This window comes from Rhodococcus sp. WS1 (assembly GCF_003797745.1).
Taxonomy (GTDB): Bacteria; Actinomycetota; Actinomycetes; order Mycobacteriales; family Mycobacteriaceae; genus Rhodococcus_F; species Rhodococcus_F erythropolis.
Window position 1 is genome coordinate 1,193,014 of the sequence record NZ_RKLZ01000002.1, and the last position, 12,305, is coordinate 1,205,318.

12 protein-coding genes are annotated in these 12,305 nt (G+C 62.9%); all 12 read left to right on the forward strand.

Translation table 11 applies throughout. The features are described 5' to 3' along the window. The first annotated feature begins 72 nt into the window (after nt 1-72). Nucleotides 73-894 carry an SDR family oxidoreductase gene (locus EEB12_RS18065; RefSeq protein WP_141488253.1) on the forward strand — a complete coding sequence of 274 codons (822 nt, stop codon included), beginning with the start codon at nt 73-75 and terminating at the stop codon, nt 892-894. Then, nucleotides 891-1,694 (forward strand): enoyl-CoA hydratase-related protein, encoded by an 804-nt coding sequence (locus EEB12_RS18070; protein ID WP_141488254.1) that lies wholly within the window; start codon nt 891-893, stop codon nt 1,692-1,694. The genes EEB12_RS18065 and EEB12_RS18070 overlap by 4 nt, the downstream gene beginning before the upstream one ends. After that, nucleotides 1,681-2,901, forward strand: coding sequence for an acyl-CoA dehydrogenase family protein (locus EEB12_RS18075; protein ID WP_019745701.1), 1,221 nt, complete (start codon nt 1,681-1,683; stop codon nt 2,899-2,901). The genes EEB12_RS18070 and EEB12_RS18075 overlap by 14 nt, the downstream gene beginning before the upstream one ends. 1 nt (nt 2,902) lies before the next feature. Further along, entirely contained in the window at nt 2,903-3,685 is a 783-nt protein-coding gene (locus tag EEB12_RS18080; protein WP_019745700.1) for an SDR family oxidoreductase, read from the forward strand. Continuing rightward, entirely contained in the window at nt 3,678-4,712 is a 1,035-nt protein-coding gene (locus EEB12_RS18085) for a phosphotransferase family protein (protein WP_141488255.1), read from the forward strand. Before EEB12_RS18080 ends, EEB12_RS18085 begins: the two co-directional genes overlap by 8 nt. A 46-nt stretch (nt 4,713-4,758) precedes the next feature. Then, nucleotides 4,759-5,517 carry a 3-oxoacyl-ACP reductase FabG gene (fabG, locus tag EEB12_RS18090; protein WP_020909429.1) on the forward strand — a complete coding sequence of 253 codons (759 nt, stop codon included), beginning with the start codon at nt 4,759-4,761 and terminating at the stop codon, nt 5,515-5,517. Between the two features lie 34 nt (nt 5,518-5,551). After that, nucleotides 5,552-6,745 carry an acyl-CoA dehydrogenase family protein gene (locus EEB12_RS18095; RefSeq protein ID WP_084325477.1) on the forward strand — a complete coding sequence of 398 codons (1,194 nt, stop codon included), beginning with the start codon at nt 5,552-5,554 and terminating at the stop codon, nt 6,743-6,745. Next, nucleotides 6,742-7,839, forward strand: a complete 1,098-nt coding sequence (locus EEB12_RS18100) for an acyl-CoA dehydrogenase family protein (RefSeq protein WP_021345810.1) — start codon at nt 6,742-6,744, stop codon at nt 7,837-7,839. Before EEB12_RS18095 ends, EEB12_RS18100 begins: the two co-directional genes overlap by 4 nt. A 31-nt stretch (nt 7,840-7,870) precedes the next feature. After that, the gene (locus tag EEB12_RS18105) at nt 7,871-8,854 is read left to right on the forward strand and encodes an NADPH:quinone oxidoreductase family protein (RefSeq protein WP_003943088.1); all 984 of its coding nucleotides are present in this window, start codon (nt 7,871-7,873) and stop codon (nt 8,852-8,854) included. Between the two features lie 79 nt (nt 8,855-8,933). Beyond that, nucleotides 8,934-10,133: an acetyl-CoA C-acyltransferase gene (locus tag EEB12_RS18110; protein ID WP_080909818.1), complete on the forward strand. Its 1,200-nt coding sequence runs from the start codon at nt 8,934-8,936 to the stop codon at nt 10,131-10,133. Further along, on the forward strand, nt 10,130-10,915 hold the full coding sequence (locus EEB12_RS18115) for a RhlG family 3-oxoacyl-ACP reductase (RefSeq protein WP_141488256.1): 786 nt from the start codon (nt 10,130-10,132) through the stop codon (nt 10,913-10,915). The genes EEB12_RS18110 and EEB12_RS18115 overlap by 4 nt, the downstream gene beginning before the upstream one ends. Nucleotides 10,916-11,088: 173 nt before the next feature. Next, a complete protein-coding gene (locus EEB12_RS18120) occupies nt 11,089-12,288 on the forward strand; it encodes a DUF4185 domain-containing protein (protein ID WP_141488257.1) in 1,200 nt (399 codons plus the stop codon). Nucleotides 12,289-12,305: the final 17 nt, after the last annotated feature.

The window sequence follows — 12,305 nt, forward strand, 5'->3', positions numbered from 1 at the left end:
TTCAACTATACATGAGGGGAGACGTGGATCACTGTCAGCGCGTAGGTATGACGCAAGCGAGAGGAATCGCTCATGAAGGTTGCCCAGAAGGTAGCAATTGTCACCGGTGGCGGCGGGGGGATCGGCGGTGCGTTGGCGCAGCGACTGGCCGCAGAGGGCGCTCGCGTCGTAGTAGCCGACCTCGACGGGGCGGCAGCTTCGGCAGTGGCAGAGGCGATCAACATGGAGCATCCCGGCGCAGCAGTGTCTGCGGGTGGCGACGTCTCCGACGAGACGGTCATTGCGGGCCTCATCGCGCAGGCGGAAAAGGAATTCGGCCCGGTCGACCTCTACTTCGCCAATGCCGGCGTCACCGGAGGCATGGGCCTCGACATCAGTGAGGACGTCTGGGACACGACGATCGACGTCAACGTTCGCGCCCACATTCGTGCCGCCAGGCTCCTCGTCCCTGGTTGGACCGAGCGCGGGGAAGGCTACTTCATCAGCACTGCCTCTGCTGCCGGCTTGCTCAGTCAGGTCGGGTCCGCCGCGTACTCGGTGACCAAACATGCCGCGGTCGCGTTTGCCGAGTGGCTCTCGATCACCTACGGAGATCGGGGCGTTCGCGTCAGTTGCCTGTGTCCGATGGGTGTCAACACCAAGCTTCTCTACGAAGGTGAGAACTCCGGCGATCCGGTCGGCAAGGCCGCAACCGGGGCTGTGCTTGCGGCAGGCAATGTTCTCGAGCCTGCTGAATGTGCCGAAATCGTTCTTGCCGCAGTAGATGCCGAGGAATTCCTCATCCTTCCGCACAAGAACGTTCTGGACATGTACCGGCAGAAGGGCGCCGACTACGACCGTTGGCTGCGCGGGATGCGCCGGTACCAGGCGTCGCTGCTCGCGGGAACGCGATGACCGAGGAACTCGTCCTCTCCGAGCAGAGAGGAGCGGTGCTGGTCCTGACATTCAATCGGCCCCGCGTTCTCAACGCGTGGACCAACGAGCTCGAAGATCAGTACTACGACCTTTTGGCCGCAGCAGACGATGATCCCAGTGTCCGAGCAATTGTTGTCACCGGCTCCGGTCGAGGATTCTGCTCGGGGGCTGACCTCGGCAATTTGAAGAACGTCGGCGACGTCTCCGAAAGTGATCTTGTCCGACCACGGGACCGTGATTTCCCGACCACCGTTCGCAAGCCGCTGATCGCTGCCGTCAACGGCGTCGCCGCAGGGCTCGGAATGGTCGAGGCTCTGTACTGTGACGTTCGTTTCGGTTCGAGCGCAACGCGATTCACTACCGCATTCGCGCGTCGAGGCCTGATTGCGGAGTACGGCATCTCCTGGATGTTGCCCCGCTTGGTCGGTCACAGTCGAGCAGTCGATCTTCTGCTTTCCAGCCGGATGGTGGATGCCGACGAGGCGTACCGTATCGGTTTGATCGACCACCTGGTCAGCGGCGGTGACGTTCTGGATGCGGCGATTGCTTACGCCGAGGACATCGCGGCCAACTGCTCGCCGACGTCCCTCTCCGTCATCAAGTCTCAGATGAGTGCCGACGCGCACTCGACCTTCACCGATTCCGCCAGGCGTGCGGAATCACTGATGCTGAATGCATTTCACGGCCCGGATGTCGTCGAGGGCGTCAACAGCCATCTCGAACATCGAGCCCCCAATTTTCCTTCCCTCTCTGTCAGGAGTTCACATGTCAGTGTTTGAGTTCTCGGATCGCACCAAGAAGTACCAGGCCGAACTGCTCGATTTCATGGACAAGCACGTTTACCCGGCCGAAGCGGTCTACGAAGAGCAGATGCGTGAGTCCGGTAACCCGCACTTCCAGCCGCCGATCATCGACGACTTGAAGAAGGAAGCCAAGGCACGCGGGCTGTGGAACCTCTTTCACCCGCATCCCGAATGGGGCCCCGGCCTGACCAACCTGGAATACGCACCGCTCGCGGAGATCATGGGCCGCAGCCACCTGGCTTCCGAGGCCACCAACTGCGCCGCTCCGGACACGGGAAACATGGAGGTGCTCACGCTCTTCGGCACCGACGAGCACAAGGAGAAGTACCTTAAGCCGCTTCTCGAAGGCGAAATCCGTTCTGCTTTCGCGATGACCGAGCCCGAGGTTGCCAGTTCCGACGCCACCAACATCCAGCTTCGTATGGACCGTGACGGCGACGAGTACGTACTGAACGGCCGTAAGTGGTTCGCTTCCAACGCCTTGCACCAGAACTGCAAGGTTCTGATCGTCATGGGCAAGACCGACTTCAATGCCGCCACCCACCGTCAGCAGTCGATGATGGTCGTTCCGATCGATGCTCCCGGCGTCACGATCCTGCGCAACCTGCCGGTCTTCGGCTACCAGGACCGCGAAGGACACGGCGAGATCACTTTCGAGGACGTGCGCGTCCCGGCCAAGGACATTCTCGCCGGCGAGGGCGAAGGATTCGCGATCAGCCAGGCCCGCCTCGGCCCCGGCCGCATCCACCACTGCATGCGTGCAATCGGAATGGCCGAGCGCGCACTGGAACTGATGTGCAAGCGCGCATCCACCCGCATCACCTTCGGAAAGCCTGTCAGTGACAACGCGAATATCCAGGACTGGATCGCCGAGGCTCGTATCGACATCGAGATGGTTCGACTCCTCACGCTCAAGGCCGCTCACATGATGGACACGGTGGGCAACAAGGAAGCGCGCACCGAGATCGCAGCCATCAAGGTTGCAGCGCCGAACATCGCGCTCAAGATCATCGACCGCGCCATCCAGGTTCACGGCGGCGGCGGCGTCACGGACGACTTCCCGCTCGCGATGGCTTACGCCCACATGCGCACCCTTCGCCTGGCTGACGGCCCGGACGAGGTGCACAAGCGCGCCATCGCCAAGCAGGAACTGCGCAAGTACCGCGAAGTCAAGGCGAACTGACATGGCAGGACTGGATCTCACCGGTAAGACGGCAATCGTCACAGGCGCATCGCGGGGCATCGGCCTCGCGACCGCGCAGGCGATTGCGGCGGCGGGCGGAAACGTCGTACTGACTTCGCGCTCACAGGAATCCGCAGATGCGGCTGCCGCGCAGGTGAACGGCAACGCGATCGGCGTCGGCGCTCACGCGACGGACGAGGATGCTGCCAGCAAGTGCGTCGAGCAGACGATCGAGCGTTTCGGCAGTCTCGACATCTTGGTGAACAACGCGGGCACCAACCCGTCGTTCGGGCCGATCATCAACCAGGATCACTCGCGCTTCGCCAAGACCTTCGACGTCAACGTGTGGGCTCCAGTCCTGTGGACCGGCCTGGCAGCGCGGGCCTGGATGGGCGAGCACGGTGGTTCCGTGGTCAACACCGCCTCGATCGGCGGCATGGCGTTCGAGGCCGGGATCGGTACGTACAACGCGTCGAAGGCTGCTCTGATCCACATCACCAAGCAGTTGGCGCTCGAGTTGTCACCGAAGATTCGTGTCAACGCCGTTGCTCCGGGAGTGGTGAGAACCAAACTCGCCGAAGCTCTGTGGAAAGAACATGAAGAAGCGGTGTCCGCGTCGACCGCTCTCGGACGCATCGGTGAACCCGAGGACGTGGCCGCTGCCATCGCCTTCCTGGTTTCGGATGCAGCCCAGTGGATCACCGGCGAGATCATGACCATCGACGGTGGCCAGTTGTTGGGTGACGCACTCCCGTTCCGGCAGGGAGCGTCCGTCGGTGGCTAGCGTCGGAGTAGTGGGACTCGATACCGAAGCGGTCACCGGGTGGATAGCAGGCCTGGGGATCGACTTCACCGGGCCGTTGTCCTTCGATCGAATCGGCCTGGGGCAGTCGAATCTCACGTACCTGGTTCGCGATCAGGCCGGCAATCGCTGGGTGCTACGACGCCCACCTCTGGGGCACCTGCTGGCCTCGGCTCACGACGTGGCGCGCGAAGCACGAATCCTGAGCGCTCTCGAATCCACCGACGTGCCTTCGCCGCGAGTATTCGGGTTGACCGAGGATCCAGCCGTCACCGAAGTTCCGCTGCTCCTCATGGAATTCGTGGACGGCGAAGTGGTGGACCGAATGCCTCTTGCGGAGGCGTTGTCGGAAGATCGTCGCCGGGCAATCGGAATCTCGCTCGCTCAGACGCTGGCGAAGATACACGCCGTCGACCTCGAGCAGGCCGGTCTCGACGACCTGGCAAGCCACAAGCCTTACGCTGCACGGCAGCTGAAGCGCTGGGGCGGACAGTGGGAACAGTCGAAGACGCGGGAATGCCCTGACCTGGACGATCTCACCCGACGTCTCATTGCAGCTCAGCCGGCGCACGCCGAAACCACGTTGGTGCACGGCGACTTTCACCTACGCAACGTGATCACCTCCGCTGAGAACGGCGAAGTTGTCGCGGCCCTCGACTGGGAACTCTGCACACTCGGTGATCCGTTGGCCGATGTCGGAAGCTTGTTGGCGTACTGGCCGGCGGCCGGGGAGGACACTGGTGGCGATTTCCCGGCGTCAGCGCTCCCGGGATTCCCTTCGCGAGAGGAGATCTCCCGGATCTATCTCGAGGCCACCGGACGGGATCCGGCTGCGCTGAAGTTCTGGCACACCTTGGGGCTGTGGAAGATCGCCGTGATCGCCGAGGGCGTGATGCGTCGCGCCCGCGACGAACCGCAGAATGCCGCGGAGAGCGGAACTCCCACCGTGGAACGTATTGACGCCTTGGTAGCCAAAGCCAGGGAAATTGCAGATCAGGCCGGGATCTGACGAGATCGTCCGGTGTCCGTCGAATCACGAAAATTATGGAGGGCCAGTGAGCCAGGAACGTAGAACCGCAATTGTCACGGGTGCAGCACGCGGAATCGGTGCGGCAGTGGCCAAGCGACTGTCGGAAGACGGCTTTGCCGTTGCCGTGCTGGACCTCGACGAAGCAGCGTGTGCCGGAACCGTCGACGCGATCAAGGCCGCAGGCGGCCAGGCATTGGCCGTCGGCGCTGACGTCTCCGACGAGGCTTCGGTTGCTGCAGCGGTGGATCGTGTGGCCGCAGAACTCGGTGCACCTACCGTGCTGATCAACAATGCCGGCATCACTCGCGACAACCTTCTGTTCAAGATGAGCGTCGCCGAGTGGGATTCGGTGATGAACGTCCATCTGCGCGGAGCGTTCCTCATGTCGCGTGCGGTGCAGAAGTACATGGTGGAAGCGAAGTTCGGCCGCATCGTGAACCTCTCGAGCACGTCGGCTCTCGGCAACCGCGGACAGGTCAACTACTCCGCAGCCAAGGCCGGCATGCAGGGATTCACCAAGACATTGGCCTTCGAATTGGGCAAGTTCGGCGTCACCGCCAACGCCATTGCCCCCGGATTCATCGAAACCGAGATGACCGCCGCAACGGCAGAGCGCATGGGAGTCGGCTTCGAGGACTTCAAGACCGCTGCCGCTTCGCAGATTCCGGTCAACCGCGTCGGTCAGCCCGAGGACATCGCGCACACCGCGTCGTTCTTCGTCAGTGAAGGCGCGGGCTTCGTTTCCGGTCAGGTCGTCTACGTCGCCGGTGGACCCAAGGACTGACCGTCCGCTCACCGCTCGAACCGAAGGAATGGGCATGGCTTTCGACGAAGAGGCAGTATCGCGTGATCTCACCGAAAAGGTGAACACGCTTCTCGCGGAGAACGATCCGAACCGTGTGTCGGTGTCGGATTTCCTCGGCGCACGATTCGACGCCGGACTGGCGTGGGTTCATTTCCCCGAAGGTCATGGGGGACTCGGTGTACCGCAGAGCTTTCAGCGTCAGGTGAACGCTCAGCTGGAGGCCGCCGGCGCACCCGGCCCGGCCACCGGCAAGAACGGCATCGGACTCGGCATGGCGGCACCGACCATCGCCGCCTTCGGCACCGAGGAGCAGAAGCAGAAGCTCCTGCGCCCGTTGTGGACTGCGGAGACGGTCTACTGCCAGCTGTTCAGTGAACCGGGCGCAGGGTCGGACCTCGCGGCCGTCGCTACCCGCGCCGTCCGCGACGGCGACGACTGGATAGTCAACGGGCAGAAGGTATGGACGTCGGGCGCGCAGAATGCGCAGCTGGCGATTCTCGTGGCCAGGACCGATCCGTCACGTTCCAAGCATGCGGGTCTGAGCTACTTCATCTGCGACATGACCGACCCGGGCGTCGATGTCCGGCCGCTGCGTCAGATCACCGGCGAGGCCGAATTCAACGAGGTATTCCTCACGGACGTCAGGATTCCGGACGCCAATCGCCTCGGAGCCGAAGGCCAGGGTTGGAAGGTTGCGACCACCACCCTGAACAACGAGCGTGTTGCCATCGGTTCGGGCGCACCGCGTGAGGGAGGCATGATCGGAAAGGTCGCTCAGGCCTGGCGTGACGAGCCCGAGCTGCGTAATCCGGCGATGCACGACGAGTTGATGCGGCTCTGGACCGAATCCGAAGTTGCGCGTCTGACCGGTGAGCGACTGCGCCAGCAGCTCGCCGCCGGCCAGCCCGGCCCCGAAGGCTCGGGAATGAAGCTCGCGTTTGCCGGTTTGGCTCAGCAGATTTCGGGTTTCGACCTCGAGCTGCACGGCGAGGACGGTCTGCGCTACGACGACTGGACGCTGCGTCGACCGGATTCCGTCGACTTCACCGGGCGTGAACCCGGATACCGGTACCTGCGAGCCAAGGGCAATTCGATCGAGGGCGGAACGTCGGAGATCCTGCGCAACGTCATCGCAGAACGTGTACTCGGGTTGCCGCCCGAGCATCGCGTCGACAAGGACATCGCCTGGAAGGACCTACCCCGATGAGCGCCGATCTGCTGTACTCCGAGACCGAACAAGATCTGCGAGCCAGCGTCAGACGACTGCTGAGCGAGCGGGCCGGCGCCGACACCGTGGTCACGGCGTACGACGACGTGTCCGCCGACTTCACCGGGCTGTGGAAGTCGCTGGCGTCGGAACTCGGTTTGGCGGGACTGCTGGTACCCGAGGAACTGGGCGGGGCAGGTGCGTCGACGCGTGAGGCGGCGGTCGTGATGGAGGAGATCGGACGTGCGGTCGCTCCCGTTCCGTTCTTCACCAGCGCGGTGCTGGCGACGACGGCGTTGCTGAAGGCCGGCGAGACCGAGGTGCTCGGTCAATTGGCAGCGGGGGATTCGACGGCTGCTCTGGTCGTCCCGTTGTCCACTGCACCAGGAACTTTCACACCTACTGTCAAGGTAACGGCGAGTGGACTCGTCGGCAGCGTCACGACAGTTGCCGGCGTCGCCGAGTCCGATGTTCTTGTTGTTCCGGTTGCCGGTGAGAGCGGCCTGGAGCTGCATACAGTTCGGATCGCCGACGCTACCGTCACGCCGGTTCTGTCCCTGGACATGACGCGCCGATTGGCGGACGTCGAGTTCTCGGGGTCGTCGTCGGTCCGTGTCGACAGCGGCAATGCGGCGCAAGCGGTTGAGGAAGCATTGCTCTGCGGAAGCGCACTTCTGGCGTCCGAACAGTTCGCTGTAGCTCAGTGGTGCCTCGAAACGACTCTCGCGTATGTGAAGGAGCGCAAGCAGTTCGGCCGGGCGATCGGTTCGTACCAGGCGATCAAGCACCGCCTCGCCGATCTCTGGCTCGAAGTCAGCTCTTCGGGAGCGGCAGCACGATATGCGGCGGACACCTATGCACGCGGCGACGCCGATGCGGCGATCGCAGCGACGGTGGCCCAGGCATTCTGCAGCGGCGTCGCGGTTCATGCTGCGGAGGAATGCGTCCAACTTCATGGTGGTATCGGAATGACGTGGGAGTATCCGGCGCACCTGTACCTCAAACGGGCGAAGAGCGATCAGCTGTCGCTGGGAACCGCGTATCAGCATCGGGCACGCCTCGCCGAGTTGGTCGACCTCCCGATCTCGTCCTGAAACTCACCCACTATCTGTCTGGAGAATTGCTGTGAAGGCTTGGCGCGTCAACGAACTCGGTCAACCCCGCGATGTGCTCGCGTTGGAGGAGACCGCGGATCCCACCCCGAATGCGACGGAGATGTTGGTCAAGGTGCTGGCGGCTCCGGCCAACTTCCCCGACGTCCTCATGTGCCGGGGTGAGTACCAGATCAAGCCGCCGCTGCCCTTCACACCCGGTGTCGAACTGTGTGGTGAAGTGGTCTCGGTCGGTGAATCGGTGACCAAGTTCGCAGTGGGGGATCGGGTGATCGGTAATCCGAGTCTGCCGTCCGGCGGATTCGCCGAGTACTCGGTACTGGATCAGAACAACACGTTCCCGGCGCCGTCGGCTCTCGACGACGCGGAAGCATCCGCTCTGAGCATCGGCTATCAGACAGCGTGGTTCGCTCTGCATCGCCGCACCCAACTGCTCGAGGGTGAGACGTTGTTGGTCCACGCTGCTGCGGGTGGTGTCGGTAGTGCGGCAGTGCAACTCGGCAAGGCGGCGGGCGCCAAGGTCATCGGTGTCGTCGGCGGCCCGGACAAGGCCGAGTACGCGCGCAAGCTCGGCGCCGACCTCGTCGTAGACCGTCACAGTGAGGACTTCGTGGCAGCGGTCAAGGAGTTCACCGGCGGCAAGGGCGCCGACGTGGTCTTCGATCCGGTCGGCGGCGACGCCTACGCGAAGTCCACCAAGTGCATCGCCTTCGAGGGACGGATCGTCATCATCGGCTTCGCCGGTGGCACGATCCCGCAGCCGGCACTCAATCACGCTCTCATCAAGAACTATTCGATCATCGGACTGCACTGGGGGCTGTACAAGGCCTACAACCAGCAGGCCATCGACGACTGCCACGTCGAGCTCACCAGGCTCGCCGATGCCGGCTTGGTCAAACCACTGATCAGTGAGCGGCTGTCGTTGACGGACGTTGCCGACGGTATCGGTCGCCTCGGCGACGGCACCACTGTCGGTCGCGTCGTGTTCCAGCCCTGATTCTTGCTGTGCGCCTTTATTAACCCCCGGCGGTTAATAAAGGCGCACAGCACTTCGTGTTCGACGAAAGGTTTCCCCGATGAGGCAAGCTGTCATCGTTTCCACCGCCCGTACCCCGATCGGTAAGGCGTACCGCGGCGCGTTCAACAACACTCAGGCTCAAGAGCTTGCTGCACATGCCATTTCGAATGCAGTTCAGCGCGCGGGCCTCGAGGGCGGCGAGGTCGAGGACGTCATCCTCGGCGCTGCGCTGCAGCAGGGATCTTCCGGCGGCAACGTCGCACGGCAAGCGGTGCTGCGGGCCGGGCTTCCGGATTCGGTTTCCGGAATGACGATCGATCGTCAGTGCTCGTCCGGGCTCATGGCCATCGCGACCGCAGCAAAGCAGATCGTGGACGACGGAATGCAGATCGCGGTCGGCGGCGGAGTCGAATCGATCTCGTTGGTCCAGAACGATCATATGAACAACTTCCGCGCGGCTGATCCGTGGCTGAAGGAAAACAAGCCGTCGATCTACATGCCGATGCTGCACACGGCCGAGATCGTCGCCGAGCGCTACGGAGTGACCCGCGAGCAGCAGGACGAGTTCGCGCTCGTCTCGCAGCAGCGGACCGCAGCAGCTCAGAACGCAGGTCGGTTCGATCTCGAGATCGTCCCGCTGCCCTCGATCAAGCAGGTGCAGGACAAGGAGACGGGTGAGATCCGCAGCGAGTCCGTGACGCTGACCCGGGACGAAGGCAACCGCGCTTCCACCACATTGGAAGGGCTGTCGAGTTTGCGACCGGTTCTGGCCGACGGGACTGTCAGTGCGCATTCCTCCATCACTGCGGGCAACTCGTCTCAGCTCTCGGACGGTGCCTCCGCTTCGGTGCTGATGGAGGCGGGCGAGGCGGAACGCCGCGGGTTGGCTCCTCTCGGTATCTACCGTGGGATGGCTGTCGCGGGTTGTGCTCCCGACGAGATGGGCATCGGACCGGTGTTCGCGATTCCGCGTCTGCTGGATCTTCACGGACTGAAGGTCGACGACATCGATCTCTGGGAACTCAACGAGGCCTTCGCCTCTCAGGCCCTGTACTGCCGCGACAAGCTCGGGATCGATCCCGAGAAGTACAACGTCGACGGCGGCGGTATCTCCGTCGGCCATCCGTACGGAATGACGGGTGCTCGTCTGGTCGGCCATGCTCTTCTGGAAGGAAAACGGCGCGGAGCCAAGCTCGTGGTGGTGACCATGTGCATCGGCGGCGGCATGGGTGCTGCCGGGCTTTTCGAGGTCGCATGAGCTTGATCGAGGGACTGTTCGACGTCAGTGGCAAGACCGTTGTGGTCACCGGTGGATCACGCGGCATCGGATACATGATCGCTCGCGGATTTGTCGAAGGCGGAGCGACGGTCGTCATTTCGGCCCGAAAAGCCGAAGCCTGTGACGAAGCCGCGCGAGAGCTTTCGGAGTTCGGCACCTGCATCTCGCATCCGGCCGATCTGTCCACGGACGAGGGGATCGAGAGCCTCGCTGCGAAGGTCGCCGAGATTTCGCCGACGCTCGACGTACTGGTCAACAACGCCGGTGCCACGTGGGGAGCTCCCGTCGACGATTTTCCGGCTGCCGGCTTCGACAAGATTTTCGACATCAATGTCAAGGCAATCTTCCTCTTGACGCAGAAGCTGTTGCCGCAGCTGCGTTCTGCGGCCACTGCGGAAGATCCCGCGCGCGTGATCAATATCGGATCGATCGACGGACTCGTGGTGTCGGGTTCGGAGAACTTCTCGTACGGAGCCAGTAAGGCTGCGGTGCACATGTTGACGCGCAAGCTCGCGGCAACGCTTGCGGGGGAACAGATCACGGTCAATGCCATTGCGCCGGGCCCGTTCCCGTCGAAGATGATGGCATTCCTCCTCGAGGACGAGCAAAGTGCAAAGGCTGTGGCGGACTCGGTCCCGTTGGGCAGGGTCGGAACTCCCCAGGATGCTGCAGGTCTTGCCATTTTCCTGGCTTCACGTGCCGGGGCTTATCTGACCGGCGCGGTGATTCCACTCGACGGCGGTGCGAGCGGATCGCGCTGACCTACTGACTGATCTTCTCTGTCCGAAAAGGCCTGAAAGTCTGAACTACTATGACTTTCAGGCCTTTTCGCGTCTTTGTCTGATTGGGTTATCTGTGACTGCAGTTGCTAGATTGTCCGAGGTTCGGGGGGAACGACGACGACAACACCAACAATCCCGGCCATGGGGGAGTCATGTTTCGCGCGGGGAGATCGTTGGGGGTGTTCGGGGTAGTTGCTGCTCTGGCAGCTGCTGCCGTCACGGCGGTGGCTTCGCCGGCGATGGCTGCGCCGGGATGCGTCGGAGTCAGTGGCGTCGGTAGTAGTGGAGGTCCGGCCAATGCGGCGCCGTGGCTCAACGGCAACACCGGAGGGTTGCCAGGTCTGTCCGGTCGTACTACCGCGATCGAAAAGATCACCGGCACATACAGTCCCAACAAGACGGTTGATCGCTTCAATGTCCTGGGAACCGACCTGGGCATCATGTGGGACAACGGTGCGGGGCAGATTCTGACCGCTTTCGGCGATACCACCGGGCTCAGTCGTAACCCCACCTGCGACGGTTTGGTGGGCGAGTGGCGAAGTAATGTGCTCTTCCGCAGCTCGGATCGGGTACTCGCCGACGGGATGCGCATCGACAGCGCGCCGAAGGACGGTACCGGTCAGGCGCGTGAGATCATCTCCGGTCTGAAGATTCCGGGCGTCGAGGCTTCCAGTATCCCCACGAGCGGCATAGCAGTGAACGGTGTGCAGTATCTGAGCTACATGTCGGTGCGCAACTGGGGCGAGGCCGGGCAGTGGAGTACAAACTACTCACAGATTGCCACCTCCTCGGACAACGGCGAGACGTGGACCATGCGTCCGGAGACGCTGCGCCCCAACATCGGTGGGGTTCTTCCCGCGGGTGTCGCCCCCGTCGCCGGTAGCGAGAACTTTCAGATGAGCTCGATGGTGAAGGACGGCGGGTTCGTCTACAACTACGGAACCCCCGCGGGACGATCCGGCGAGGTTCGACTTTCTCGCGTGCCCGAGGGGGCGATCCTCGATCTTTCCGCCTACGAGTACTGGAACGGAAACGGCTGGATCCGAGCTGATCCCGCTGCGGCCGTACCCGTCATGGACGGCCGCATCGGGGAGATCTCCGTTCAGTACAACGAGTTCCTCGGCAAGTTCGTGGCGATGTACGCCGACGCGTTCAGTTCGATCGTGATGCGAACCGCTCCCAGTCCGGTCGGTCCGTGGACGGCACCGGAAACATTGGTCAATCTGGTCGAGGTTCCCGGTATCTACGCTGCATACATCCACCCGTGGTCCAGTGGTTCGGATCTGTACTTCCTTGCCACCACGTGGGCCGACTACAACGTCATGTTGATGCGTACGACGCTCGTTCGCTGATCCGACTCACGTTTGCG